We start from the raw sequence: 25,863 nt of genomic DNA, 5'->3' as shown, positions 1-25,863 counted from the left end.
GTGCGGGGCCGTCCCCTCACTCGCGCGCCGGCCCCGGTCCAGCTTCACAGGAGTGGGCGGTGTGGGCCAGTGGTTCGCCGAAGTAGGCCCGAAGTGGCCGCGGGTGCGATCAGGTGCCCCTCGGATCCGCTATCAGCCCGGGATCCCGTCGGGAGGGGACTCGGGGGTCCCCCCGAGGGCCCGGACGATCTCACGGAGGCCGTCGACCTGTTCGGGGGTGAGCCGATCGAAGACCAGGGAGCGCACGCGGGTCGCGTGCCCGGGAGCGGCCGCGCGCAGGGTTTCTGCGCCCGTTTCGGTGAGCACCGCCCAAAAGCCCCGCCGGTCGTCGGCGCAGGCCTCGCGGCGAACGTGTCCGTCGCGTTCCAGGCGCGCGATCTGGTGGGACAGCCGGCTCTTGGACACGATGACGGTTTCGGCGAGGTCGCGCATGCGCATGCGCCGGTCCGGCATCTCCGACAGGTGGGCGAGGATCCCGTACTCGGTGAGCGTGAGCCCGTCACGGTCGCGCAGGTCACGTTCGAGCTCTTCGTAGATCGAGGAGTTCATCCGCAGGAACCCGCGCCAGACCCGCTGTTCGTCGGCGTCGAGCCAGGTCTTGTCCATATTCGCCGATTCTAACGGGAGGGGCTTGCCAACCCACGAACGATCACCTAAGCTCCTTCCCAGGAAGATACTTCTAAGGCACTTTGCTACCGAGTAAAGTACTTGATCGCAGGAACCTCGACCCCGAACCGGGTCGTACACAGACACAGGGAGAGACACCATGGCCGCTCAGGAACTCAAGCCCGGCACCTGGAAGATCGACACCGCCCACAGCATCGTCGGGTTCTCGGTCCGCCACATGATGGTCAGCAAGGTCCGCGGTCGCTTCGAGAAGTTCGACGCCACCCTGACGGTCCCGGAGGACACCACCAAGGCGTCCGTCGAGGCCACCATCGACTCGGCCTCGATCAACACCGACAACACCGACCGTGACGCCCACATCCGTTCGGCCGACTTCTTCAGCGTCGAGGAGAACCCGGAGTTCAAGTTCCGCTCCACCGGCATCGAGGCCAAGGGCGAGGACTTCGTCCTCAAGGGCGAGCTCACCATCAAGGGCAACACCCACCCGATCGAGCTGGACCTGGAGTTCAACGGCTCCACCCTCGACCCCTACGGCCTGGACCGCGCGGGCTTCTCCGCCTCCACCACCATCAGCCGCAAGAAGTTCGGCGTGGACATCGAGATGCCGATGGACGGTGGCGGCGTGGTCGTCGGCGACAAGATCACCATCGAGATCGACGCCGAGTTCACCCGCCAGGCCTGATCGTCTTCGACGGGGGACGTCCCGGCCCGGCATCCGACGGCCGCCACCGGCCGGGACCCCCGAGGTCCCTTCGACCTCGGGGAACGATGTCCGGGTGTGACCGCACGGGGGAGCGGCCACCGCCCCAGGCTTGACGACACCACGTCATAACCCTGAGAGGCCTCGGATATCGTCGACGGAGGAGGGCACGACCCCGCCCTCCTCCGTCCTTTTCGTGTGTCCGCCATCGACAGGAGCCCCGACCGTGCCGTCCAACCCCTTCTCCGCCGAGGTCGTCGCCGCCGTCACCCGCCACATGAACGACGACCACCCCGAGGACACCCTCGTCATCTGCCGTGGCCTGGGTGGAGAACCCGAAGCCACCGCGGCCCGCATGGTGGACCTGGACGCCGAGGGCGGCGACTACGCGATCACCGTGGACGGGACCGAACGCACGGTGCGCGTGCCCTGGGGCGAGACGCTCACCGAACGCGCGCAGATCCGCTGGGAGGTCGTGCGCATGTACCGGGAGTCCTGCCGAAGGCTCGGTCTCCCCCCGCGCCGCGAGCACTGACCCGCGCCCCCTTCCGAAGGTGATCGGAGCTTTTCGGGCGGCGCAGACCCTGGGTTCACCCCCTGGGGGTAGCCGTTCTTCCGCGAACGGGATCATTGAACCGCCCTTTGCCATACGATGAGTCACACGTCCGTCACTCCGTGCTCGATCTGCGGCATCACCTTCCCACGAGCCCTCCACGTGCTCTGGCACCCCATGCACCGACGCCGCGTGCCGGGGGGCTGTGTCGAGGAACGGCTGAAGGAGATCGTGCGCGAGGGATCTCGGGCACCTGAAGTCCCGCCCGCCCGATGCTGTGGACCCACGGCTACTTCGTGGCCACCGTCGGAGGCGCCCTGCTGGGAGCGATCGAGCGTGATGTGGGGGGCCAGGAGAGCCGCTGAGAGGGAAGGGGGTGTTGCACGATGTTGACGGGTCGTCGTTACCGGCTTGCTCTGACCGATGCACAGGCCGCGATGTGTACCGAGTTCGGTGACCTGTGCCGGGCGGTGTGGAACACCGCTCTGGATCAGCGCCGCCAGTACGTGGACCGCTACACCCGAGGCCGGCAGGGGCCTTTCTGCGGCTACCACCTCCAGGCCGCCCAGCTGGCCGAGGCCAAGACCGAAGAGGCCTGGCTGAAGGCGGCCCCCTCGCATGTGCTCCAGCAGACGTTGAAGGACCTGGACCGGGCCTGTCGGGAGAAGGGCACCTTCAACGTGCGCTGGCGGGCCAAGTACCGGTGGAGGCCCTCGTTCCGCTTCCCGGCCGGGAACCTCATCACCGTGGAGAAGCTGAACCGCAAGTGGGTGCGGGCCAAGCTGCCGAAACTGGGCTGGGTGCGGTTGCGCTCCTCCCGACCGATCGGGGGCACGATCCGCTCGGCGACGGTGTCCCGTAAGGGCGGGCACTGGTTCGTGTCGTTCCTTGTGGAGGACGGGTTGTTCACCCCCGAGCACCATCCGGGTACCCCGGTGGGGGTGGACCGGGGTGTGAAGGTCGCCGCGACTCTGTCCACCGGCGAGTTCCACGACCGCCCCTACCTCACACCTGGCGAAAAGGCCCGACACCTACGCCTTCAGCGCAAACTGTCCCAGCGTAAGAAGGGGTCGGCCAACCGGGCCAAGACCCTCCAGGCCCTGGGGTCTATCGCCACCCGTGCGGTGGACCGGCGCGCCGACTTCTGTGGCCGGCTCGCCCACCAGCTGACCACCCGCCACAGCGTGGTGGTGCTGGAGAGCCTGCGCACCACCGACATGACCGCCTCGGCCAAGGGGTTCCTGGAAGCCCCCGGTAAGCAGGTGCGTCAAAAGTCCGGTCTGAATCGGGCCATCCTGGACAAGGGGTGGCACCGGCTCGAACTCGCGCTGCGCAACAGCGCGCGCAGGACCGGCACGCGGATCGTGCTGGTCGACCCCGCCTACACCTCGCAGACGTGTTATCGGTGCAAGGTGGTGGACGCGAACTCGCGCAAGAGCCAAGCCGAGTTCGTGTGCACTTCTTGTGCTCATACCGATCACGCCGATGTGAACGCGGCCAAGAACATCCTTCACGCCGCAGGGCATGCGGTGTCAGCCTGCGGAGACCTCGGGGTTACCCGGTCGACGAAGCAGGAACCGGCGCCCCCGCGAGGGCAGGCGCACCAACCGGCGTTGCCGTTGGTTGGAATCTCCCGCCTTTAGGCGTGGGGAGGAAGTCAATCCCGGGACAGGATCGGGAACCGGAACGGCCTCGGCGGAGTCCAATCGGAAAACGGGGGAAGGGGCGTGCACGCCCCGCCGGCAAGGGGTGGGGACACCCCTCCGCTCGGGCACACGTACGGCCTAGTCTGGAAGGGACGTTCCCTCCCCCGGACGCCCGTACAGCCACGCCGCTCGAAGGATGGATCCGGCCTCGATGGTCACGCCCGACCCCGGTGACGACAACGCACCGACCCGACGGATCGACCCCGTCGCGCCCACCACCCGCGTCAACCCGGCGGTGGGGGCCACACGCTGGGTCACACGTGTGTTCCGACCGGGGGCGGCCCGCCCCCCGGAGCAGGGACCCGACGAGTCCCCCACCCGTGTCGTCCCTCCGGCCGGCGCCGGCGCCACCCGGGTCGTTTCACCCGAGGCCGCGGGCCACTCCCCCGCCGCCTCTCCCCCCGGAGCCGACGCCACCCGGGTCCGACGACCCGCCTCCGCGGGCTCCGTGTCCCCGACCGGTTCCGATCGTTCCGACCGGAGCTCCTGGTGGCGTGTGCTCCTCGGCCCCCTGCTGGACTGGGTCGCCCGCCTGGCCTCGCGTGTGGTCATCGGCCCCGCCGGTGACCTCGACTACGCCGTACCCGCCGAGCTGCGACGCCGCTACCAGGTCCTGGACCGACTCGGCGCCGGTGGTGAGGCCGTCGTCTACCTGGCCGAACCCACCGATTCCCCGGGTCGCCGACTCGCCCTGAAGGTGTACCGGCCCGGCCACGACATCAACCGCGAGCTCCTGGACCGGCTGCGCGCACGCGGCACCGGTTCCCCCCACACACCCGCCATCCAGGGATACGGCACCGCCGCCAGCTCCTGGGGCGAGGACCTGGCCTGGGAGGCCCAGGAGTACTTCGCCCACGGAACCCTGCGCGAGATCATCGACGAGGCGCCCTTGGACGACGCACGCGCCGAGGCCGTCGTGCGCTCCGTCACCGACTGTCTGCACCACTGGCAGGCCGAGCTCCAGCACAACCACACCGACGTCAAGCCGGAGAACCTTCTGGTGCGCGACCTGGACCCACCGGTGGTCGCGCTCACCGACTTCGGCGGCGCCGTGCGTGCCACCATGAGCCGTGTCTACGGCGGACAGGCCATCACCGAGGACTACGCCGCCCCCGAGGTCATCGAGGGTCGGCGCGAGGCGCCCGCCGCCTGGTGGTCGCTGGGTGTGATGGTGCACGAGCTGATCACCGGCCGCCGCCCCGAGCGCGGCGGCAATTGGCTGACCGCCCGCAACACCGAGGTCGACATCTCGGCGATCACCGACGAACGCTGGCGGCTGCTGGCCCGAGGCCTGCTCGCGCCCGCGCCGGCGGCCCGTTGGGGACACGACGAGGTCGCCGCGTGGCTGGCCGGCGAGCGGCCCCGCATCCGTACGGCACGCAGGCTGCGCCCGATCTCGTTCGCCGGGGCCACCCACGAGGACCCGCCCAGCCTGGCCTTCGACCTGCTGGACCGCTCCGACACCGGCGCGCTGTGGCTGCGCAGCCACTGGTCGGAACTGCGTACCTGGCTGGATCGCGAGGTCAACGACTACACCTTCGACCGTTCCTACCTCACCGGCCTGGACGAGCGCCCCGACCTGGCGCACGTGGCCATCAGCGCCCTGGCCGCCCGTTACGTGCCCGGCATGCCGCCCAGGTTCCGCGGCCACGAGATCAGCGCCGACGGACTGCTGACCCTGGCCACCGGAGACGCCAGCCGACACTCGGTGGTGCGCGAGGCCGTGGAGTCGGGCGTGGTGGGGCTCGGCTCCCAACACTGGTGCCCGCACCCCACCTGTCGTTCGGGCGGCTCCGGCCGCTGCGCGCTGCTGGAACGCGTCCAACACGAGGTTCCCCTGTTGGTGCGCCGCGTCCAGGAGACCATCGACGGACTGGTGGGTTCGGGGCCCGACGCGCCCCGACGCCCCGCCGCACACGAGATCGACACCACCTGGGCACGCGCCGTCGAGCTGGTCCTGGCCCCGGAGACCGAGTCCCAGAACCGGTCGCTGCTACGCCGCCAGTCCTGGCACCCGCAGCAGCGCAGCTCCGCGCCCAACGCGCCCTGGTGGACGGAGCAGCGCCGCGCCGCGCTGCGTGACGGCGGCGACCCGCTGACCTCGCGTTCTGCGATGCTCACCGCCCTGCTCCTGTTGCCCGAGGCGGACCGGATCGGCTCGGCCGTCGCCGAACGCGAGCGCGCCGACGGCCGTGCCCGCCGCCAGGACCGGTGGGCCTCCCTCGCCGGTTCGGCACGCGAGAGGTGGGACAGCACCAAGGAGAAGGCGGCCTCGGCCAATCAACGTCGGGCCGAGGCGGCCACCCGCCCCGACAACCCGGCCGTTCCGCACGACCCCACCCGCCCACAAGAGGCCGTCACCCCCAAGGAACAGCGCAGGCTGGCGCGTCGACAGGAACGCGACTCCCGCCGGGTCGAACGGACCATGGGGCAGATCCAGCGGGCCATGCGGGCCGGACGCTGTCGCCGGTTCGCCTACCCGGCCGCCCTGTTCGGCCTCGTCGACGGGTTGGGGCGGGCACTGCGCCCAGAGGAGGGCTTCTTCCCCGAGAGCCCCATGGTGGTGGACGCCTACACCGGGCTGTTGGACTTCAGCGCCAACCCGCTGAGCGAAGGGGCCGCCGCCCTGACCGGGTTGTTGCCGGGTGGGATGGGCGCCTCCTGGTGGTTCCCGGTCCTGCTGGCCGTGGTCCTGCTGTACCTGGGACGCACCTCCGCGAAGGAGAAGGTGAAGGCGCGTCGTCGACTGGCCGCCTTCCGACTGGCCGTGGGAGGTTCGATCCTGATGGTGGTCGTCTTGATGTCCACCGGCCTGCTCGCCCTCGGGTCGGGGGTCCTCATCCCGCTGGACACCCTCCTCGGATGACCGGGTCCGGGCCGACCCGCGTCTCCGCCGGTCCGTACCGGTCACGCTAAGATCGCCGGGTTCGGCGTGGGCCGGACCACGATGAGGAAGGCGGACAGGTGGGCGAGGTGTTCGAACTGCGCTCGGGTGACTACCGAGCGCGAGTGGACCGGGTCGGTGCGGGCTTGCAGGCCCTCACCTGGCGCGACCACGACCTGGTGTGGCCCTACACCCGGGGAGAGGGGCCCCAGGCGTTCCAGGGTCAGTTGTTGGCTCCCTGGCCCAACCGTGTGGCCGGGGGGCGATACACCTTCCAGGGAACCGAGTACCGCCTGGCGGTCGACGACCCCGGGACCGGTTCGGCGATCCACGGCCTGGTGCACGACCAGGACTGGAGCCCGGTCGACGCGCGCGAGGACGAGGTGACCCTGCGGCTGGCCTTCGAGGGCACGTCCGGCTACCCCTTCCCGCTGGAGCTGACCGCCCGCCACCGGCTCTCCTCCGAGGGGCTGACCGTGAGCGTGAGGGCAGTCAACACAGGGGAGGGCGACGCTCCCTACGGTGTGGGATTCCACCCCTACCTCACCCTGGGCAGGCCCCTGGACGAACTGTCCGCGCGCGGCGTGCTCACCGTGTCCGCCGACGCCGGAAGCAGCCAGCCCACCGACGAGAACCTCATCCCCACGGGCGCGCCCGTGCCGGTGGAGGGTGGCGGGTTCGACCTGCTCCCGCCCGGCCGCGATCTGGGCGTCACCGTGCTGGACACGGCCTTCACCGACCTACTGCGGGACGAGCGCGGACGCGCCTGGGTGCGGCTCGGCGGACCCGAGCACCGGGTGGCGCTGTGGGCGGGCCCCGGATACGACTGGCTGCAACTGTTCAGCGCCGACACGCTGGGCGGGGACGCGCACCGTGCCCACCTGGCGGCCGAGCCCATGACCTGTCCGCCCGACGCCTTCAACGGCGGAACCGACCTGTTGGTCCTGTCCCCCGGTCAGGCCGTGGAACACGACTTCGGCGTCCTCGCCGAACCGCTGGTGGGCTGAGCCACGCCGGGGCCCGGGCCGCGGGTCGCGCCCGGGCCCTCAGGCGCGGTCGAGCACCTCACTGAGTCGGGCCAGGTCCTCGGCGGTGTCGATGTCCTCGGGGCTGGCCACGTCGTCGCAGGGCACCGTCGTCACCACGTGCGAGTAGGCGCGCAGGAAGGGACGGGCCCCCACGTCGCGTTCGGCCATGGAGTAGACCGTGGACCAGTGTTCACGGCCCAGCAGCACCGGGTTGCGGGGGTTGCCGTTGTAAGTGGCCGCGGCCGCGCGCGCTCCCTGTTCGAAGGCCTCCACCAGACGGCGGACCGCCTCGGGGGTGACCAACGGTTGGTCGGCCAAAGCGACGAGGACGGCGTCGACGGTGTCGGGGAGGGCGTCGATACCCGTCCGCACCGACGAGCCCATTCCAGTGGACCAGTCGGGGTTGTGCACGGTCACGGCGCCGTCGACCGTGGTGTCGGCGGCTCCCAGGACCACCATGACGCAGGCACAGCCTCCCTCCGCCAGGGTGCGCACCCCGCGATCGACCAGACGTTCGCCACCCAGTTCGACCAGTGCCTTGGGTCGACCGAGTCTGCTACCCGAGCCGGCCGCCAACAGCAGCCCGGCGACGTTCCCCCTGTACTCGACCCCTCCGCCCTCCGCTTCTTCTCCTATAGCCATTTCCCCTGTAGCCATGACGCGATGATGCCACGCGTCGAAGCCGCGCATGGGGCGCCTTCAAGAGCCGGTGGAGGATTTTCGCTACCCCGCGTCGCGATCACCGCGCTGAGCTGCGCGTTCACCACCCGAGGCGTTTCGGTTCACCTTCGAGGGTGACCGAATCCGGCCGGAACCAGCGGGGGCACCGGGGTGTCCCGGTGGATGCGTCCGGTGGTCTCACGCAGTGCGCGCCCGCTGCCGCCCCACCGGCTCTGCACCAGTTCGGCCGCGATGGACACCGCGGTCTCCTCGGGTGTGCGCGCTCCCAGATCCAGCCCGATCGGCGAGTGCAACCGCTCCAGGGCCTCCTCTGGGACTCCGGCCTCGCGCAGTCGGTCCAACCGGTCCTCGTGGGTGCGGCGTGAACCCATCGCACCGATGTACCCGGCCTCGGTGCTCAACGCCCGCTTGAGCACCGGCACGTCGAACTTGGGGTCGTGGGTCAGGACACAGATCGCGGTGCGCCGGTCGATCTCCTCGGCGATCTCGTCCAGGAACACGTGCGGCCACTTGACCACCACCTCCTCGGCGGTGGGGAAACGCTTGGCGGTGGCGAAGACCGGCCGAGCGTCGCACACCGTCACCCGGTAGCCCAGGTAGGTACCCAGGTCGGCGACGGCCGCCGCGAAGTCGATCGCGCCGAACACCAGCATGCGAGGGGCCGGGGCGAACGACTGGACGAACACCTCCAGCTCGTCGCCGCGACGCTGCCCGTCCACGCCGTAGTGCAACAGGCCGGTGCTGCCCTGGGCGAGCATGCCGCGCACGTCGTCGTCCAAGGCGTCGGCCAGGCGCTCCCCTCCCGGGCCCAGGTCGCCCTCTGCGTTGTCGGGCCACACCACTCGGCGATGGCCCACCCTCCCGGGCCCCGAGGGATCGGACACGATGGTGGCCACCGCCACCGGCCGGTGCTCGTCGATGGCGGCCAACACGGCGCCCAGCTGCGGGTAGGTGTCCCTGCTGATCGCCTCCACGAACATGTGCAGGGTTCCGCCACAGGTCAGCCCCACGCTGAAGGCGTCGTCGTCGCTCACGCCGTAGGTGCGGCGCGCCGGGTCTCCGGTGCGGATGGCCTCCAGGGACTCCTCGTAGACGGCGCCCTCCACGCAGCCCCCGGACACGCTGCCCGTCACCTCACCCGAGGTGCTCACCAGCATGGCCGCCCCGGCGTCCCGGGGCGCGCTCTTGTAGGTGTCGATCACCGTGGCCATCGCGAACGTCTCACCTGAGGCGTACAGGTCGGACACGGTCGCTCGGATATCACGCACACGGCACCTCTTCCAGACTTCCTCCCGGCGGGTCGATCCCGAGATCCGCCGGACTCGGTACCAACCTATGTGCCCCACACAACACCGAAGAGCCCCCGTTCCTCCAGGAAACGAGGGCTCGATTCGGTTGCTTCTACGAAGAGGCCCGGTCACGGCGGTCGGCGACCGGTGATCGAGACCGGCGACTAGGCGGGCCGGTTCGGCTCGGCGGCCTCGCCCCGGCCCAGCATCGAACGGAACTCCTCCAGGTTGCGCCGGGACAGGTCACCGTCGGCGCTCTGGATCCCCATCACCGGCAGCGAGGTGCCATCGGACAGGTCCACGCACGGCCAGGGCTCCCCCACCGGCATGCGGATGTCCAACACCTCGGGCCACGCCAGGTAGTGGGTGCGGATCCCGTTGATGACGACCACGTTGTCCTCGGTGGCGATCAGCCGCGGACGACCCAGCATGTGCAGCCCGGCGGCGATGACCAACCCCAGTCCGACGATCATGATCCGGTCCAGTGGTCGCCAGTCACCGGGCAGGACGATCGCGAGCACCAACATGGTCCCCACGATCAGCACACACATCCCGTAGGCGACCCAGCGCACCGCCCGGGGACGCCAGGTCCTCGGCAGCTCGGGCCGCTTCGACGCCTCGTCCACAGGTTGTTCCTTCGTCCGCACCGACTGCTCCATCCGTGACCACACGGTCCTGCTGGGATACGACTGCGGCGCGCGCCGACGAGGAGGGTGTGGTTCAGCGACGTAGCCCGCGCAGGGCCACCGCCGTGTCCAGGGCGGCCAACGCAGCCTCGGCGCCCTTGTTCTCGGCGCTTCCCGGCAGGCCGGCACGGTCACGCGCCTGTTCCAGGGTGTCACACGTGAGCACACCGTTGCCCACGGGGGTGGATTCGCGCAGGGCCACCTCCGTCAACCCGTGGGTGACCGATCGGCACACGTAGTCGAAGTGCGGGGTACCGCCGCGGATGACGGCGCCCAAGGCGATCACCGCGTCGTGCCTTCGGGCCAGTTCCTGTGCCACGACGGGGATCTCCACCGCGCCGGCCACGTGGATCACCACCGGATCGGAGACGCCGGACTCCTTGACGACCTCTAGGGCGTTGGCGAGCATCGGCTCGATGATCGGGGCGTTCCACTTGGTGGCGACGATGCCCACCGAGAGCCCGTCGGCCTCGACCCGCTCTTGTTCGGGACGTCCTGTACCACTCATGACCGGCCTTTCCACGTGATGACGAACATGCGATGGGCCCGCCCGACGGCGGGCCCGAACAGGGGGTGGGGCCCGCTAGCGGGCGACGCCGGCCAGGTCGTGACCCATCCGGTCCCGCTTGGCCAGCAGGTAGGCGAGGTTGTCGTCGGTGACGAACGTGGGCATGGGAACCCGTTCGCTCACCCGCACCCCGTACTTCTCCAGTGCCTCGGCCTTGACGGGGTTGTTGCTCAACAACCGCACCGAGGACACCCCGAGGTCGGTGAGGATCTGTGTTCCCGCGCCGAACTCGCGCGCGTCGGCGGGCAGCCCCAGCCGCAGGTTCGCGTCGACGGTGTCCACGCCCTGGTCCTGGAGGCTGTAGGCGCGCAGCTTGTGCAGCAGGCCGATCCCGCGCCCCTCGTGGCCGCCCAGGTAGACCACGACACCGCGGCCCTCCTCGACGATCTCGGCCATGGCGGCGTCCAGTTGGGCGCCGCAGTCGCAGCGCCGCGAACCGAAGGCGTCCCCGGTCAGGCACTCCGAGTGCAGGCGGGCCAGGACGTCGACGCCGTCGGTGAGGTCACCGTGGACCAGGGCGACGTGCTCGGCGCCGTCTGTGGTGCCCTTGTAGCCGACCGCCCGCCACTCACCGTGCCGGTTCGGCACGCGGGTCTCCACCTGGCGTGTGACCAACGCGGGTGCGGCCTGCTCGGCGGTGAGGGTCTCCCCCAGGGCGATGCGGTGGGCGGCCAACTGCTCCACCGACACCAACTTCAGGCCGTGTTCGTCGGCGAACCGGCGCAGTCGCGGCAGACGGGCCATGGTGCCGTCGTCGTTGACCACCTCGGCCAGGACACCGGCGGGGCGCAGCCCGGCCAGGCGGGCGAAGTCGATGGAGGCCTCGGTGTGCCCGCGACGGGCCAGGACACCGCCCGGTCGAGCGCGCAGCGGCAGGACGTGGCCGGGGCGCACGAAGTCGGTGGCGGTGCTCTCGGCGGAGGCCAACAGCCGGACGGTACGCGCGCGATCGGCGGCGGAGATCCCGGTGGTCACGCCCTCTCGGGCGTCGACGGTGACCGTGTAGGCGGTGCGCAGGCTCTCCTCGTTGCGCGCGGTCATCAGCGGCAGGTCGAGGCGGTCCAGTTCCTCGCCCTCCATGGGCACGCACACCACGCCGGAGGTGTGGCGGATCATGAAGGCCAAGAGTTCGGGGGTGGCGAGTTCGGCGGCGAAGATGATGTCGCCCTCGTTCTCCCGGTCCTCGTCGTCCACGACCACGATGGCGCGTCCGGCGGCGAACTCGGTGATGGCGTCCTCGATCGGGTCGAGGACCACGGTGCCCGCGGAGTCCTGCGAGTCGGTGGTGTCGGCGGACGGGGTGGTGTCGGTGACGGTCATTCCCGCTCCCTGAAGGTACGTCGGTGCTGAGTGGTGGGTGGTGGGCGCTCTAGGGCGCGGGTGCCTCAGGTACGGGCGCTCTCGCGAGCGCGTGCGACGGCGGTGATGCGCTCCACGTACTTGGCGATGACGTCGACCTCGATGTTGACGACGGCGCCGACGGCCAGGCCGCCCAGGGTGGTGGCGGCCAGGGTGGCCGGAATGAGGCTGACCTCGAAGGACTCCTCCAGGGCTCCGGGCTCGCTGACCGCGGAGACCGTGAGGCTGGTGCCGTCCACGGTGATGGAGCCCTTCTCCACCACGTAGGGGGACAGCTCCGGGGCCAGGGCGAAGCGGAGCACGTCCCACTTGTCGCCCGGGTCTCGGGAGAGGAGGACCGCGGTGCCGTCCACGTGTCCCTGGACGATGTGCCCGCCCAGACGGCCGTCGCTGCGCGCGGCGCGCTCCAGGTTGACGGGTGATCCGGGGACGAGGGACCCCAGACTCGACCGGTCCAGCGACTCCTTCATGACGTCGGCGGTGAAGGTTCCCTCACCGAGCTCGACGACGGTCAGGCACACGCCGTTGACCGCGATGGAGTCGCCGTGCCCCGCGTCGGAGCTCGCCAGTGGCCCGCGCACGGTGAGCAGCACGGCCTCGCCGGAGGTTCCGGCCGGTTCGACGGAGATGACCTCGCCGAGTTCTTCCACGATTCCGGTGAACACGCCCTACGTCCCTTCGCCTGCTTCAGGCTCCGGGGAAAAGGGTGTGGGAACGGGTCCACGACGAGTCCGGGTCCGAGTGGGTACGCCGATGGTCGGCGACGCTCGAAACCGTCCCAACGCGTACTGCCTCCCATCCGGACTTTAACCGTCGGTACCGGAATTCCACCGGTTCAACCGGTCGATGGATTCGACCGGGTCGCGGACTATCACCGCCGGTTCGGATTTTCACCGACCCCGGAGCACGCGTTCGATAACTACAGCGATCCCGATCCTAACCCCTTGCCGCTCGGGACGCCTAGCCGCTGTGAGGGGTGTCACCCCTGGTCGATGCGCTCGGCCTCTTGCGCCTTGGTGGCGAGTCCACCGGCGACGAACATCCGCGGCGCGCCGTAGGTGGCCCAGAACGCCAGGACCGCGTAGACGACGAAGGAGAACAGGGCACCGATCGGCCCGCCCAGGTCGCCGAAGAGGACCTCGTCCAGGACCACGACGAGCACGACCACGGAGATACCGAGCGCGAACCGCGACACCCGCGCGGTGATGGTGCCCTCGGCGCTGTACCAGCCCCAGCGGTGGAGCAGGGTGAGCCCGAGCACGCCGCCGAGCAACCCCCCGGAGGCCGTGTACAGACCGGTCAGGGAGTGTCCGGCCGGGTCGGCGGGGGTTGCGCCGATCCACTCGGTGGCCGGCAGGACCCAGTCCCCGCGCACCCCGAACTGCCATGCCGCCCCCAGCGCGCACGGCACCAGGGTGATCAGCAGCAGATAGGAGACCCAACGCGTGGTGTCCAGCGAACTCCACCAGGTGAGCACCCGGTCCTCGTAGCGCAGCATCAGCCACAGGATGAGCGCGCCGATGGACAACCCGACCACGACATCGCTGAAGAAGTGGGCGCCCAGGTAGATCCGGGAGAACCCCACCAACGGGATGATCACCACGGCCGCCCACATCAGGGCGCGGCGGCCCGACCGGATCCCCAGGTAACCCCAGGCCACCATGGCGGCCTGGCTGTGCCCGGACGGCATTCCGAAGCTCCCGTGGTGGCTGTGGCCGGTGATCTGGGCGTCGAACCAGTAGGGACGCGGCGTGTAGGACACCGACTTGAGCAGACCGTTGACGGCGCCCGAGGCGATGACCGCGACGAGCAGTCGAGCGCCCAGACCGGGGTTCACGCACCAGAAGACGGCGGCCATCAGCACGATGATCACGCCCTGGGATCCCAGGTGGGTGATCAACCCGAGTGGATACGAGAGCGGATCGCCGGCTCCCTGCAACCAGCGGATGGCGACGCTCTCCGCCTCCCAGAGGGTGTCCATGGCCAGGTGTTGGGCTTGCACGCGTGCTCCACGGGGTCCGGCCTGGCAACGCGCTCACGCCGCGCCGCTCCCTGGGTCACAAGGTGGTGCGGGGGAAGACGGAGCCGCGACCAAGCGAAGGTTCTACGACTACCGCCGAAAGCCTAAACGCCTTCGCGCCCCCTGGCCAGACCCGGTCCTCAAGGCGGGGCGGGATCCTGGGAAGGGAATGGGGCGGGGCGCGGCCGCACCGGGGTGGTGGGTGCGGGCGGCCGCGCCCCTTCGGAGATGGTCTCTTCGGTTCTAGTCCCGACCGCTCGCCTTGCGAGCCTGGGCCCGGAGGGACTCGACGGCGCTCGCGGGGTCCTGTGCCCCGTAGACGGCCGATCCGGCGACGAAGACGTCGGCTCCGGCCTCGGCGGCGCGTTCGATGGTCTCATCGGAGACCCCTCCGTCGACCTGTAGCCAGACGGAGGCCTCCCTGCTGTCCAGGATCTCACGAGCTCGGCGGATCTTGGGCAGAACCAGGTCAAGGAACTTCTGTCCGCCGAACCCTGGTTCGACGGTCATCAACAACAGCATATCCATCTCGCCGATAAGGTCCGCATAGGGTTCGACCTGCTCGGCGGGGTTGAGGGCCAGTCCGGCGCGAGCGCCCCGCTTGCGGATCTCCCGCAGGGTGCGCACCGGCGCGCCGGCGGCCTTGGCGTGGATGGTGACGCTGCCGGCCCCGACCTCGGCGTAGGCGGGCGCCCAGCGGTCGGGGTCCTCGATCATCAGGTGGCAGTCCAGTGGGGTGGGGGTCGCCTTGACCAGGGATTCCACGATGGGCAGACCCAGCGTCAGGTTGGGGACGAAGTGTCCGTCCATGACGTCGATGTGCAGCCAGTCCGCGGTCGGCACGGCGGCGGCTTCGTCCGCGAGGTGCGCGAAGTCCGCGTTCAGGATGCTGGGAGAGATCTGAATTGCCACGTCAGCAGTGTATAGGCCTTGTCCGGTGGTCGGCCCCCGAGACTGGAACACCGCCATACCTCCACCTTTACGAGGTAGATCCGAATATGCCCGTTTCGCCCGACACCGAGGGCGTCGGGCGAAACGACGGGTGACGCTATCCGACCTTGCGGCGCAGCAGGGCCAGGAACATGGCATCGGTGCCGTGGACGTGCGGCCAGAACTGCGCGTACCTTCCCTCCGGTCCGGCGGCCAGGCCGGGAACCTCGTCGAGATAGTCGGGGGCTCGCAACAGCTCCAGGTCGTCCCGCTCGGCGAGCACGCCCTGGACGATGGTGTCGGTCTCGTCCAGGTGGGGGGAGCACGTCACGTACGCCACCACCCCGCCCGGACGCACGGCCGACACGGCGTTGACGAGCAGCTCGCGCTGGAGCGGGGCCAACTCGGTCACGTTCTCCGGGCCCCGACGCCAACGCGACTCGGGACGGCGCCGAAGGGCCCCCAGACCGGTACACGGCACGTCCACCAGGACCCGGTCGAAGACACCCGGCCGCCAGGCGGGTCGAGTGCCGTCGGCGGCGATCGCGCGACCGGCGTCACGCGGGGCCCGGCGCACCGCGCCGGCCACCAGCCCGGCCCGGGTCGGCTGCATCTCGGAGGCGACCAGGCGGGCGTCGCGCTGCCCCGCCAGGGAGGCGAGCAGGCCCGCCTTGCCACCGGGGCCGGCGCACACGTCCAACCAACGGGCGTCGTCCCCGTGGACGTCGACCCGGGTCAGGGCCAACGCGACCAGCTGGCTGGCCTCGTCCTGGACGGCGGCCCGATTCTGGCGTACCTCCAGGATCGCGCCCGGGTCACCCTCCGGCAGGTAGGCGGCGAAGGGCGAGTAGCGGCCCGGCTCGGCGCCGTGCTCCTCCAGGTCGGCGACCTTGGACCGGCCCGGTTTGGCGACCAGGGTCACCTTGGGACGTTCGTTGTGCGCCTGGAGCAGCTCCTCGGTACGGGGCAGACCGGCGTCCTTGGCCCGCTCCCCCAGGGCCCGGGCCAGTTCCTTGACCACCCAGCGCGGGTGGCTGTGCACCACCGACAGGTATCCGCTCGGGTCTCGGTCGCGCTCGGGGGCCACGATCGGGAGCCAGGCGTCCAGGTCGCGAGCGCTCACCTTGCGCAGGATCGCGTTGACGAAACGGGAGCGGTGATGGCCCACCACCTTGCGGGCCAACTCCACCGACTCCCCCACCGCGGCGTGCGGCGGGATGTTGGTGGACAGCAACTGGTGGGAACCCATCCGCAGCAGCGGAAGCACCTCGACGTCCACCGAGGCCAAGGTGCGGTCCACACAGGTCTGCAGGATCGCGTCGTAGGTGCCCTGACGACGCAGGGTCCCGTAGGTGAGCTCGGTGGCCAGCGCGGCGTCGCGGCCGTGGATGCCACGCTCGTTCAGCAGGGCCGGCAACAACAGGTTCGCGTAGGCGTCGCGCTGCTCGACCGCGCGCAGCACGTCGTAGGCGACCCTGCGCGCGGGGTCGCGCGGCTGGGGCGGCCCGGACCGCTGACCGCCCTGGCGGGATCCACCGCCCCGGCTCGGACGACGGTTCTGGGAACGGGACTGCTCGCTCAACGTGTGCTCTGCCTCAACAAGCCGGGGACGTTTGTCGGCGAGCGACCGCGCCCACCGGCCTTGAGACTACGACAGGTCAGCGGCCCATCCGGTCGTCTTCGGTGGGACGCACCCCACGCGCCCAGTCCACCGCGGACATGGCCTTCTTGCCCTGGGGCTGGACCTCACCGAGTTCGACCGGGTGGGTGCTGGTGCCCGCCAGAACCCGCTTCTTGTCCACGAACAGGTGGCCGGGGTCCAGGTCGGGGCGGTCGGCGTCGGTGACGGGGCGGACCGGCCCCACCTTCAGACGAGTGCCGCGGAAGGTGGTCCAGGCGCCGGGGGCCGGGGTGCAGGCGCGGGCGACCCGGTCCAGACGCAGGGCCGTCCAGGTGAAGTCGAGTTCGGCGTCCAGGGGGGTGAGCTTGCCGGCGTAGGAGACGTCGGCGGCGGGCTGTTCGACGGGGACCAGGCCACCGGAGGCGATGCCGTCGATGGTGCGTGCCAGCAGACCGGCCCCGGACTCGGCCAGGCGGGCGAGGAGTGCGCCGCTGGTGTCGGTGGGACGCACGGTCTCGGCGACGGTGCCGAAGACCGGCCCGGCGTCGAGTTCCTTGACGATGCGGAACGTGGAGGCGCCGGTGACGTCGTCGCCGTGCAGGACGGCGTGCTGGACGGGGGCCGCGCCGCGCCAGACCGGCAGCAGGGAGAAGTGCAGGTTCACCCAGCCGTGCTCGGGGATGTCCAGGGCGGACTGGGGCAGCAGGGCGCCGTAGGCGACCACCGGGCAGCAGTCGGGGGCGATCTCGGTCAGCCGGGCCAGGAAGTCGGGGTCACCGGCCTTGGCGGGCTTGAGGACCTCGATGCCCTCGCTCTCGGCGAGCTCGGCGACCGGGCTGGCCGACACCTTGCGCCCGCGCCCGGAGCGGGCGTCGGGCCGGGTGACGACGGCCGCGACCTCGTGTTCGGAGTCGATCAGGGCCCGGAGTGAGGGCACCGCCACCTCGGGTGTACCGGCAAAGACCAGCTTCATGTTCGACCATTCCCCCTCGACTGCGACCACACGTCACTGTTCTACCGCACTCCCCACCGAGAACGCGCCTGTGTCGGGCTTCTCGGGTCCCTGGACCGTCGTGGTCATCTGATAGACCAAAGGTGATGACAGCGCAGCCCGACCAGCCCGAAGCGGCCCTCTTCGACCTGCCTGCGGGGGAGCCGAAGGAAACGGCGAAGGCCAGGGCCGCCTCCGCCAAGAGCCGTCCGCCCGCCAAGCGCAGGCCCGCCGACCGACTCCCGATCGCGCGTGTCGTGGTGGACACCCCGCTGCCGCACCTGGACCGCTACTTCGACTACCGCGTACCGGCCGACATGGACGAGACGGCCGTGCCCGGCTGCCGGGTGAAGGTGCGCTTCAACGGTCGGTTGCTCGCCGGTTTCCTGGCGGAGCGGGTGGAGAGCTCGGAGTTCGCCGGACGCTTGGCCTACCTGGAGACGGTGGTCTCCCCCGAGCCGGTGCTCACCCCGGAGGTCCTCGCGCTGTCCCGAGCCGTCGCCGATCGGTACGCGGGCACCCTGAGCGACGTGCTGCGACTGGCGGTGCCACCCCGGCACGCGCGGGTGGAGAAGGAGGCCGACCGGCGCGCGCGGGAGAGGGCACAAGACCTGGAAGGGGCCGAGGAGGACGAGCCCGGTGAGGCGCCGCCCGGCGAAGCCTCCGCCGTGCAGGAGACCGTGGAGGCCGCCGTACTGGAGGTCGACCCCGGCCCCTGGGACGCCTACACGGAGGGTCCGGCGTACGTGCGTGCGCTGCGCGAGGGACTCCCCGCGCGCGCCATCTGGAACGCCCTGCCCGGCACCGACTGGACCGACGCGATCGCGGTGGCCGCCGAAGCCGTCCTGGCCGCCGAGCGCGGCGGCGTGATCGTGCTCCCGGATGGTCGGGACGTGGCCCGGGTGGACAAGGCGCTCACCCGCCGGTTGGGCGAGGGACGGCACGTGGCGCTCACCGCCGACCTGGGGCCGGCCGAACGATACCGACGCTGGCTGACGGTCCTGCGCGGCGAGATCCGGGTCGTGGTCGGAACCCGCGCCGCGGTCTTCGCCCCCGTGCGCGACCTGGGCCTGGTGGTGCTGTGGGACGACGGCGACGACGTGCACGTGGACCCGCACGCGCCCTACCCGCACTCGCGCACGGTACTGGCGATGCGCGCCCACAAGGCGGGCGCCGGTGCGCTCATCGGCGGGCACACCCGCACCACCGACGCCCAACTGTTGCTGGAATCGGGGTGGGCGCACCCGTTGATCGCCGACCGCGCGACGCTGCGTCGACGCGCCCCCCTGGTACGAGCGGCCGGGGACGACCGTGAACTGGCCCGGGACCAGGCGGCGCGTTCGGCGCGCATGCCCAGCGTGGCCCTGCGTTCGGCCCGGGAGGCCGCCCGGGTGGGGCCCGTGCTCTTCCAGGTGCCGCGCCGGGGCTACCTCAACAGCCTGGCGTGCGCGGGCTGTCGCGAACCCGCTCGCTGTGACGGCTGTCGCGGCCCGCTCGCGGTCCGTGGGTCGCACGCCCTGCCCTCATGCGGCTGGTGCGGCCGGGTGGCCGGCCAGTGGGCCTGCCCCGAGTGCGGGGTGACCCGAATGCGCGCGGTGGTGGTGGGCGCCCGGCGTACCGCCGAGGAGCTGGGGAGGGCCTTCCCCGCGCTGGCCGTGCGCACCTCCGGACGTGAGGACGTGTTGCCCGAGGTTTCGAGCAAACCGGCCCTGGTGGTGGCGACCCCGGGGGCCGAACCCGTGGCCAAGGGCGGCGGTTACGCGGCGGCGGTGTTGTTGGACGGGTGGGCGCTCCTCAACCGGGCCGACCTGCGGGCCTCGGAGGAGACGCTGCGTCGGTGGCTGAACGCCGCCGCGCTGGTGCGCCCCGGCGGCACCGTGGTGGTGTCCGCCGAGGCCTCGCTGCCGTTGGTGCAGTCACTGGTGCGTTGGGACCCGGCCGGGTTCGCCGAACGCGAGCTGGCCGACCGTCGCGAGCTGGGTTTCCCGCCCGCGGTGTCGATGGCCTCCATCACCGGCGGCCCCGAGCACGTGCGCGAGCTGCTGGATCAGATCGCCCTGCCCACGGGTGTCGAGCTGTTGGGTCCGGTCCCGGTCGGGTCGGAGACGGCCGACGACGGGTCCCACGTGACCGAGCGCGCGCTGCTGCGAGTCCCGCGCAACGGGATCGGTGAGCTGGCGCGTGCGTTGAAGGCGGCGGCGGTGGCCCGCAGCGCCCGCCGCGACGAGCACCTCGCCCAGGTCCGCGTGGACCCCCTCCGCGTCATTTAGCGGGCACGGTACAGGTCCCGGAGGAGGGCCACCTCGGCTCCGTGGTGGATGAACTCCCGGTTCAGGTGCAGGACCAGCACCACCATCGGGAACTCCGACCACTGGGCGGCCTCGGCCCCGCCCACGGGTACGGCCAGGGCGTCGTCGTCGAGTCGTCCCACGTGTTCGGACCAGGTGAGGTAGGCGGTGCGCAGGCGTTGGCGCGCCTCGGCGGCGGTGGAGGGCCAGTCGATGGTGTCACGGCTCGCGGTGCGGTCGCCGAAGTGCCAGTTGATCCGGGTCTCCAGCACGTCCACGATGATGTGGCCCAGCCGCCAGGCGATCGTGGTGACCGGTGGTGGGACGGGTTCGGGGTAGGCGCCATCGGGCGCGTGTCGGCCGTCCTCGCGCCGACGTACCGTCCAGCAGTCCGGCACCGGTTCCCAGTAGAACTCCTCGTCGGTGAGCCCCTCCAGGCGTGGCCACAACGAGAAATCCCAGTAGAACTGCATCTGGGCGAGGATCTCGCCGTTCCAGTTCACCGCCATCGGGTCGTTCCCCCTCCTCGTCTCGACGCGCGGCCCAATCCTGCCAGAACTCCGCTGCCCTGGGCGGCGACGTCCTCGTCGGGGTAGGGCCACCAGGTGAGGTCGGCCACGCCGGGTTCGAGGGGGAGGAAGGGGCCGAAGGCGCGTTCGACGTCGGCTCGGGGCGCCGTGGAGGTGAGGGCCAGGTAGCCGCCGCCGCGCATGAGTCGGTGCAGGGTGTCCAGGCCCGTGGGCGGGGAGTCGGCTCCGAAGGTGCGGGTCATCAATACGGCGATGGGCTCGTCGAGATCGACGAGCCCACCGGCGTGAAGGCGGCGCAGGAGCGTTTCGGAGCACACGCCGTCGCCGGACGGCACGGCGGAGTCGTCCGGGGAGGCCAGGATCCCCGCGGCGCCCTCGGGGGCGATGTGCACGATGGTGGCGTCGGGGTCGGCGCCGTGCACGCGTTCGGCGGTTCCCTGGACGGGACTGCCCCAATCGACGAACTGGCGGATGCCCGCGTCGACGCTCAGGTAGTCGACGACCCGACCGAGGAAGGCCTGGTGCAAACGGACGTGTTCGGCCAGGGCCGGGTCGTGGGGGACATGGGCGCGGCTACTGTCGCCGAGGTCGACCACGCGTGGTCCCCGCCCGGGCTTTCGAAAGGATGTCCTCCGTCGGAACACGGCCGTGAGGGGGCCTGCCTCAGGTCCTCGGACGTCCGTCACGTTCACGCTCCCCCAGCCGGTTCGCTCGTGGGAGGCAGGACGTCCGTTGTCGGTGGACCGATCGGGTCCGCGACGGTGTGCCCTGCCGTCAGGGCCAGATAGTACCGCTTGTGAACGTGATACCCCGCACACACCCAAGTGAAATGGGCCCTATCGCGCCGTTTGTCACGACCTGCGTCGCAAGTTCTTGTGAGTCCAAGGTCCCGAACTCCCATCCACGAACACCGCGGGCCGACCCGGAGGTTCCGGGTCGGCCCGCGGTGGGACTTCGGGCACCGGCCGGAGACCGGCCGTCAGGGCTTGCGAGCCACCCCGCCGTACTGGTCCAGTCCGCGCCGGGCACCCGCGATCGGGGGCCGCCACAACGGGCAGGGAACCACACCGGGCTCCAGCAGCTCCAGGCCCTCGAAGCGCTCGGCGATGGCCTCGGGGCTGCGCAGCAGGTAAGGCACGTCCCCGTGCTTGTTGCCCTCCTCGATGGCCTGGTTGTAGTCCTCGCTCGTGTCGGCGCCGTCGTAACTGACCAGGTAGCTACCCGAGGGCAGGGCGTCCAACAGCCTGCGCACGATCGGCTGGACCTCCTCGTCGGGGACGTGGCCCAGGATCCCCATCAGCATGAGCCCGACCGGCTCGTCGAAGTCCAACGTCTCGGCGGCCTTGGCCAGGATCGCGTCGGGGTCGCGCAGGTCGGCGTCGACGTAGTCGGTGGCCCCCTCGGGGGTGCCGACCAGCAGGGCGCGGGCGTGCGTCAGCACGAGGGGGTCGTTGTCGACGTAGACCACCCGGGTCTCCGGCGCGATCGACTGGGCGACCTCGTGCGTGTTGTTGGCGGTGGGCATCCCGGTACCGATGTCGAGGTACTGGCGGATGCCCTCGTCCCGGGTCAGGTGGGTCACCGCGCGGACGAGGAACTCCCGACTGGTGCGGGCCAGGTCCCGGATCTCCGGAAAGGACTCGGCCACCACGTCTCCCGCCAGACGGTCGACCGGATAATGGTCCTTTCCACCCATCCAGTAGTTCCAGATCCGGGCCGAGTGGGTCCGGGTGGTGTCGATCTTCGACCCCGGGGCCGGGGCGGTCGAATCGTCGGTCATGCGGTCATCCACCTCGATACGCAGGGGGTTCGCGGCAGGGAACGGGAATTCGACGACCGTGCGCAGAACATCCCGTTCCCACCGGTTTTTCCGCATTGATCATAGACGACGGGACCGCTCCGGGCGTGCTCCGTTCAGAGCGCGTCGCGCGGGTCGGAGGCGGGGACCAACCGGCCGTCGAGGTCGACGTACTCCCAACGCGGCCCATGGGCGACCAGATCCGCCACGGCGCCGACCAACCGGTCGACGTGTTCCTCGGTGGTGCCCACGCCCAGGCTGGCCCGAACCGCCTGAGTGTGCCCCTCGGGCAGCAGGTGGGCGGTGAGCGGGTGCGCGCAGAACAGGCCGTCGCGCACCCCGATGCCGTGCTCCGCGGACAGGGCGGCGGCCAGCAGATCGGCGGGCAGCCCGTCCACCACGAACGAAACGATGCCCACCCGCGCCTGTTCGGGCCCCCACAGGGTCAGCTCGTGCACGCCGTCGATCTGGCAGAACCCGGCGCGCAGGCGCTCCAGGAGGGCGGACTCGCGGATGTGCTGCAGGTACAGGGTGTCCTCGGTGAAGGTGGCGCAGGCCGCGGCCAACGCCACGGCGCCCAAGACGTTGGGGCTGCCCGCCTCGTGCCGGGCCGGAAGGTCGTTCCAGAACACGTCGTGGTCGGTGACCTTCCGCGTCGCGCCACCACCGGACAGGTAGGGCGCGGCCTCTGCCAGCCAATCGGCGCGGCCCGCCAGCACACCCGAACCGAAGGGCGCGTACAGCTTGTGTCCGGAAAGCGCCACGTAGTCGGCGCCGGTCTCGGTGAGGCTGAACGGCAGGTGCGGCACGTACTGGGCGGCGTCGACCACCACGCGGGCGTCCTCGGCGTGGGCGGCCTCGACCAACTCCTCGACCGGCCAGATCTCACCGGTGACGTTGGAGGCCGCGGTCACGCACAGCAGCTTCGGACCCTCGGGGGCCTCGCGCAGGGCGGCGCGGGCGGCCTCGACGGCGGTGTCGGGGGTGGCGGGCAGCGGCAGGCGCACCACCTTCGCGGCGCGGGCGGCCGGGTGTTCCCACGGCAACAGGCTCGCGTGGTGCTCGGACTCGAACACCACCACGGTGCAACCGTCGGGTACGCAACGGGCCAGCAGGTTGAGCGCGTCGGTGGTGCCGCGCACGAACACCACGGCGTCGGTGTCGGGGCGGGCGTCCAGGAAACCGGCGACGCCGCGACGGGCTTCCTCGTAGGCCTCGGTACTGATCCGGGAGTGGTGGCCCGCGCCCCGATGCACGCTGGCGTAGTAGGGCAGGGCGGCGGAGAGGGCGTCGGCGACCGCGGTCAGGCAGGGCGCGCTGGCCGCGTAGTCGAAGTTGGCGTAGTCGACGTACTCGCCGGTGACCAGCTGGACCCCGCGGTCCGGGGTGACGATCGAGCAGTCCGGGGCGGCGCCGACGGGGTACGACGCCCGGCGCGCACGCGCGTCCCGAACGGCCTGGCGGGTGCGGGGGCGACGGGTGGAGTCGAACGGGATGACGGTGGTCATGGGGCACCTCTTCGGTGGGTCGTGGGACCCACGGGGTGCGCCGCTCGACGGCCGCGTCTTCCTGGGTCCGCGCTTGTCCGACACGGTCGTGTCGGGACCTGGTCCTCACCCGGGGCACCCCACCGCGGAAGGAGGGTTGCCGACCAGCTAGCCGGGGCTTGACGCTGGTACTCGTGACCTGTGCCGAAATGTAACACATGGCTCGTGCGCGACGCACCCACGGGATTCGTGTGCTCTGGGACACGCCCCCGCTTGACAGTCGGCGCGACGGTGACGACATACTGGTCTCGAACTGCCCTCACGTCGCGGGTGTCCGGTTCCCCCGGTAACCCTTCAGACGCGAGACTCCAGTCGGTAGGAGTTTTCGCGTGCCCGCAGACGAGAGGTGTGTCCGTTGCCCGGCGACGACCGCGTTCAGCAGCTCTTCCGCAACCCCCGGGTTGTCCTCATATCCGGCTACGCCCGTCTCCCCGATTCGGTGGCGAGCCATTCCCAGTACCAGCGGCTCGGTGTCGTGCTCGCCGTGGACACCGCCGACGACCGGATCGTCGCCGCGGACACCACCCTGCTCACCGACCTGGCCAAGGACTTCTTCCGTGCCCTGGTGGAGGGCGCCTCGGTGACCGAGGACATCGCGGAGATCGTCCAGCGGGTGCAGACGCGGTACGCGGGCCAATCGGGCGCCGCGCTCACCACCGCGCTGCGCCGCTGCCTGGAGACCTACTACCAACTGCGTGACGGCGACCAACTGCCCGGTTCCCCCCACGGCGAGGAGTGACCCTTGAACCCTTCCAGTCACGAATCCACAGAGGAACCCGGGACGGGGGGTGCCCCACTCCCCCTGGCCGGTGTGCGGATCACCGACCTGTCCCGGGTCCTGGCCGGCCCCTACGCCACCATGTTGTTGGCGGACATGGGCGCCGAGGTCATCAAGGTCGAACAACCCGGGCGAGGCGACGACACTCGTTCCTGGGGACCTCCCTACGCCGAGCCCACCGAAGAGCACCGCGCGGCGCACGCCCCCGGCGAGGCCGCCTACTTCCTGTCGGTGAACCGGAACAAGCGCAGCCTCGCCGTGGACCTGAAGGACCCCGACGGGCTCGCCGCGGTCCGGGAACTGTGCGCCGGCTCCGACGTGGTGATCCAGAACTTCCGACCCGGAGTGATCGACCGGCTGGGGCTGGGCTACGAGGAGATCGGCAAGCGCAACCCGGCGGTCGTCTACTGCTCGGTGAGCGGCTTCGGGCCCGAACACCGACCGGAGGGCCGCCCCGGCTTCGACATCGTCGTGCAGGCCGAGAGCGGGCTGATGGCGACCACCGGCCCGGCCGACGGACCGGCCAGCAAGGTCGGTGTGGCGCTGACCGACGTGCTCACCGGCCTCAACGCCGCCGTGGGCATCCTCGGCGCGCTCATGCGGGCCAAGGCCACCGGCCGCGGTGAGGACGTCAGCGTCTCGCTGGTCAACTCCACGCTGTCGAGCCTGGTCAATCTCACCCAGCAGGCACTGATCACGGGGACGGAACCGGCCCGGGTGGGCAACGCGCACACCACCATCGTCCCCTACCAGGTCTTCCCCACCGCCGACGCGGAGATCGTCGTGGCCGCGGGCAACGACGCCCTGTACCGACGGTTGTGCGCGGCCATCGACCGCCCAGACCTGGCCGAGGACACCCGCTACGCCACCAACCCCGAACGGGTGGCGCACCGCGAGGAGCTGGTCGGCGAACTCACCGAGACGCTGACCTCCCGCCCCGCCGACCACTGGATGAACGTCCTGGTCACCGCCGGGGTCCCGGTGGGTCGGGTGCGCGGTGTCCTGGACGCGCTGCGTACCGCCGACGCCTCGGGGGACGACGTCCTGCGCACCGTCGAACACCCCACCGCCGGGCCCCTCGAACAGGTCCGGGCGGGCTTCCGGATGGCGGACACCCCCGTCCCCATGTCCGCTCCCCCACTGCTCGGCCAGCACTCGCGAGAGATCCTCACCGAGTTGGGATTGGCCCCCGACCGGATCGAGGAACTGTTCGAGCGCGGCGCCGCCCAACAGACCGACGTCGACTGACCAACGGACTTCGTACACCACGTACCCCGAA

Annotated in this window: 23 protein-coding genes, 1 pseudogene and 2 riboswitches; of the genes and pseudogenes, 9 read left to right on the top strand and 15 right to left on the bottom strand. The window is 70.8% G+C overall.

What is annotated here, in order from left to right:
* Positions 1-132: 132 nt before the first annotated feature.
* The gene (locus ABZ717_RS09120; RefSeq protein WP_358507544.1) at positions 133-606 is read right to left on the bottom strand and encodes a MarR family transcriptional regulator; all 474 of its coding nucleotides are present in this window, start codon (positions 604-606) and stop codon (positions 133-135) included.
* Between the two features lie 160 nt (positions 607-766).
* On the opposite strand from ABZ717_RS09120, the gene ABZ717_RS09115 reads away from it, so the two are divergent.
* The 6 genes and pseudogenes from ABZ717_RS09115 (at position 767) to ABZ717_RS09090 (ending at position 7,477) form a co-directional block, all read left to right on the top strand.
* Complete coding sequence (locus ABZ717_RS09115) at positions 767-1,309, top strand: YceI family protein (protein ID WP_358507542.1); 543 nt, start codon at positions 767-769, stop codon at positions 1,307-1,309.
* A 244-nt stretch (positions 1,310-1,553) separates the two neighbouring features.
* Positions 1,554-1,862 (top strand): DUF2470 domain-containing protein, encoded by a 309-nt coding sequence (locus tag ABZ717_RS09110; protein WP_358507540.1) that lies wholly within the window; start codon positions 1,554-1,556, stop codon positions 1,860-1,862.
* A gap of 117 nt (positions 1,863-1,979) precedes the next feature.
* Positions 1,980-2,245: pseudogene (locus ABZ717_RS09105) on the top strand (hypothetical protein).
* Between the two features lie 72 nt (positions 2,246-2,317).
* Positions 2,318-3,523: a transposase gene (locus ABZ717_RS09100; protein ID WP_358507538.1), complete on the top strand. Its 1,206-nt coding sequence runs from the start codon at positions 2,318-2,320 to the stop codon at positions 3,521-3,523.
* A 214-nt stretch (positions 3,524-3,737) separates the two neighbouring features.
* Positions 3,738-6,452, top strand: coding sequence for a protein kinase (locus ABZ717_RS09095; RefSeq protein ID WP_358507536.1), 2,715 nt, complete (start codon positions 3,738-3,740; stop codon positions 6,450-6,452).
* A gap of 98 nt (positions 6,453-6,550) precedes the next feature.
* The gene (locus tag ABZ717_RS09090; RefSeq protein WP_358507534.1) at positions 6,551-7,477 is read left to right on the top strand and encodes an aldose 1-epimerase family protein; all 927 of its coding nucleotides are present in this window, start codon (positions 6,551-6,553) and stop codon (positions 7,475-7,477) included.
* A gap of 39 nt (positions 7,478-7,516) precedes the next feature.
* On the opposite strand, the gene ABZ717_RS09085 is transcribed toward ABZ717_RS09090, so the two are convergent.
* The 10 genes from ABZ717_RS09085 to fmt form a co-directional block, all read right to left on the bottom strand.
* Entirely contained in the window at positions 7,517-8,140 is a 624-nt protein-coding gene (locus ABZ717_RS09085; protein ID WP_358507633.1) for a nucleotidyltransferase family protein, read from the bottom strand.
* A gap of 140 nt (positions 8,141-8,280) precedes the next feature.
* A complete protein-coding gene (locus tag ABZ717_RS09080) occupies positions 8,281-9,447 on the bottom strand; it encodes an XdhC family protein (protein WP_358507532.1) in 1,167 nt (388 codons plus the stop codon).
* A gap of 185 nt (positions 9,448-9,632) precedes the next feature.
* Positions 9,633-10,094 (bottom strand): PH domain-containing protein, encoded by a 462-nt coding sequence (locus ABZ717_RS09075; RefSeq protein WP_358507530.1) that lies wholly within the window; start codon positions 10,092-10,094, stop codon positions 9,633-9,635.
* Between the two features lie 94 nt (positions 10,095-10,188).
* Complete coding sequence (gene ribH / locus ABZ717_RS09070; RefSeq protein WP_358507528.1) at positions 10,189-10,662, bottom strand: 6,7-dimethyl-8-ribityllumazine synthase; 474 nt, start codon at positions 10,660-10,662, stop codon at positions 10,189-10,191.
* A 75-nt stretch (positions 10,663-10,737) separates the two neighbouring features.
* The gene (locus ABZ717_RS09065; protein ID WP_358507526.1) at positions 10,738-12,042 is read right to left on the bottom strand and encodes a bifunctional 3,4-dihydroxy-2-butanone-4-phosphate synthase/GTP cyclohydrolase II; all 1,305 of its coding nucleotides are present in this window, start codon (positions 12,040-12,042) and stop codon (positions 10,738-10,740) included.
* 65 nt (positions 12,043-12,107) lie between these two features.
* Complete coding sequence (locus ABZ717_RS09060) at positions 12,108-12,746, bottom strand: riboflavin synthase (RefSeq protein ID WP_358507524.1); 639 nt, start codon at positions 12,744-12,746, stop codon at positions 12,108-12,110.
* Between the two features lie 116 nt (positions 12,747-12,862).
* A riboswitch (FMN riboswitch) is annotated at positions 12,863-12,993 on the bottom strand.
* A gap of 67 nt (positions 12,994-13,060) precedes the next feature.
* Positions 13,061-14,062 (bottom strand): phosphatase PAP2 family protein, encoded by a 1,002-nt coding sequence (locus ABZ717_RS09055; protein ID WP_358507631.1) that lies wholly within the window; start codon positions 14,060-14,062, stop codon positions 13,061-13,063.
* A gap of 282 nt (positions 14,063-14,344) precedes the next feature.
* Positions 14,345-15,013 (bottom strand): ribulose-phosphate 3-epimerase, encoded by a 669-nt coding sequence (gene rpe, locus ABZ717_RS09050; protein ID WP_358507522.1) that lies wholly within the window; start codon positions 15,011-15,013, stop codon positions 14,345-14,347.
* Between the two features lie 136 nt (positions 15,014-15,149).
* The gene (locus tag ABZ717_RS09045) at positions 15,150-16,613 is read right to left on the bottom strand and encodes a transcription antitermination factor NusB (protein ID WP_358507520.1); all 1,464 of its coding nucleotides are present in this window, start codon (positions 16,611-16,613) and stop codon (positions 15,150-15,152) included.
* A gap of 76 nt (positions 16,614-16,689) precedes the next feature.
* Positions 16,690-17,625, bottom strand: a complete 936-nt coding sequence (fmt, locus tag ABZ717_RS09040) for a methionyl-tRNA formyltransferase (RefSeq protein ID WP_358507518.1) — start codon at positions 17,623-17,625, stop codon at positions 16,690-16,692.
* A gap of 125 nt (positions 17,626-17,750) precedes the next feature.
* Here fmt and ABZ717_RS09035 point away from each other — a divergent pair, with 125 nt between their 5' ends.
* Entirely contained in the window at positions 17,751-19,913 is a 2,163-nt protein-coding gene (locus tag ABZ717_RS09035) for a primosomal protein N' (RefSeq protein WP_358507516.1), read from the top strand.
* Here ABZ717_RS09035 and ABZ717_RS09030 read toward each other — a convergent pair.
* The 4 genes from ABZ717_RS09030 to ABZ717_RS09015 all read right to left on the bottom strand — a co-directional run bounded on the left by ABZ717_RS09030 (position 19,910) and on the right by ABZ717_RS09015 (position 23,767).
* Positions 19,910-20,440, bottom strand: coding sequence for a DinB family protein (locus ABZ717_RS09030; RefSeq protein ID WP_358507514.1), 531 nt, complete (start codon positions 20,438-20,440; stop codon positions 19,910-19,912). The genes ABZ717_RS09035 and ABZ717_RS09030 overlap by 4 nt on opposite strands.
* Positions 20,431-21,147 carry an SAM-dependent methyltransferase gene (locus tag ABZ717_RS09025; RefSeq protein WP_358507512.1) on the bottom strand — a complete coding sequence of 239 codons (717 nt, stop codon included), beginning with the start codon at positions 21,145-21,147 and terminating at the stop codon, positions 20,431-20,433. Before ABZ717_RS09025 ends, ABZ717_RS09030 begins: the two co-directional genes overlap by 10 nt.
* Positions 21,148-21,440: 293 nt before the next feature.
* Positions 21,441-22,241, bottom strand: coding sequence for an SAM-dependent methyltransferase (locus tag ABZ717_RS09020; protein WP_358507510.1), 801 nt, complete (start codon positions 22,239-22,241; stop codon positions 21,441-21,443).
* A 134-nt stretch (positions 22,242-22,375) separates the two neighbouring features.
* Complete coding sequence (locus tag ABZ717_RS09015; protein ID WP_358507508.1) at positions 22,376-23,767, bottom strand: aminotransferase class V-fold PLP-dependent enzyme; 1,392 nt, start codon at positions 23,765-23,767, stop codon at positions 22,376-22,378.
* Between the two features lie 64 nt (positions 23,768-23,831).
* Positions 23,832-23,946, bottom strand: a riboswitch (SAM riboswitch).
* 215 nt (positions 23,947-24,161) lie between these two features.
* On the opposite strand from ABZ717_RS09015, the gene ABZ717_RS09010 reads away from it, so the two are divergent.
* Together ABZ717_RS09010 and ABZ717_RS09005 are read left to right on the top strand one after the other, a co-directional pair.
* Positions 24,162-24,545 (top strand): DUF3870 domain-containing protein, encoded by a 384-nt coding sequence (locus ABZ717_RS09010; protein ID WP_358507506.1) that lies wholly within the window; start codon positions 24,162-24,164, stop codon positions 24,543-24,545.
* Positions 24,546-24,548: 3 nt separating this feature from the next.
* A complete protein-coding gene (locus tag ABZ717_RS09005; RefSeq protein WP_358507504.1) occupies positions 24,549-25,832 on the top strand; it encodes a CoA transferase in 1,284 nt (427 codons plus the stop codon).
* Positions 25,833-25,863: the final 31 nt, after the last annotated feature.

This window comes from Nocardiopsis sp. NPDC006832 (assembly GCF_040635885.1).
GTDB lineage: Bacteria > Actinomycetota > Actinomycetes > Streptosporangiales > Streptosporangiaceae > Nocardiopsis.
This window is presented reverse-complemented; position numbering and strand designations above follow the sequence as displayed.

Bases quoted from the DNA above. Each gene is read 5' to 3' on its own strand.
- ABZ717_RS09095 (WP_358507536.1), top strand. From the start codon at position 3,738: ATGGTCACGCCCGACCCCGGTGACGACAACGCACCGACCCGACGGATC.
- ribH (WP_358507528.1), bottom strand. From the start codon at position 10,662: ATGAGTGGTACAGGACGTCCCGAACAAGAGCGGGTCGAGGCCGACGGG.
- ABZ717_RS09115 (WP_358507542.1), top strand. From the start codon at position 767: ATGGCCGCTCAGGAACTCAAGCCCGGCACCTGGAAGATCGACACCGCC.
- fmt (WP_358507518.1), bottom strand. From the start codon at position 17,625: ATGAAGCTGGTCTTTGCCGGTACACCCGAGGTGGCGGTGCCCTCACTC.
- ABZ717_RS09035 (WP_358507516.1), top strand. From the start codon at position 17,751: ATGACAGCGCAGCCCGACCAGCCCGAAGCGGCCCTCTTCGACCTGCCT.
- ABZ717_RS09020 (WP_358507510.1), bottom strand. From the start codon at position 22,241: ATGACCGACGATTCGACCGCCCCGGCCCCGGGGTCGAAGATCGACACC.
- ABZ717_RS09120 (WP_358507544.1), bottom strand. From the start codon at position 606: ATGGACAAGACCTGGCTCGACGCCGACGAACAGCGGGTCTGGCGCGGG.
- ABZ717_RS09085 (WP_358507633.1), bottom strand. From the start codon at position 8,140: ATGGCTATAGGAGAAGAAGCGGAGGGCGGAGGGGTCGAGTACAGGGGG.
- ABZ717_RS09065 (WP_358507526.1), bottom strand. From the start codon at position 12,042: ATGACCGTCACCGACACCACCCCGTCCGCCGACACCACCGACTCGCAG.
- ABZ717_RS09030 (WP_358507514.1), bottom strand. From the start codon at position 20,440: ATGGCGGTGAACTGGAACGGCGAGATCCTCGCCCAGATGCAGTTCTAC.
- ABZ717_RS09055 (WP_358507631.1), bottom strand. From the start codon at position 14,062: ATGGACACCCTCTGGGAGGCGGAGAGCGTCGCCATCCGCTGGTTGCAG.
- ABZ717_RS09100 (WP_358507538.1), top strand. From the start codon at position 2,318: ATGTGTACCGAGTTCGGTGACCTGTGCCGGGCGGTGTGGAACACCGCT.
- ABZ717_RS09015 (WP_358507508.1), bottom strand. From the start codon at position 23,767: ATGACCACCGTCATCCCGTTCGACTCCACCCGTCGCCCCCGCACCCGC.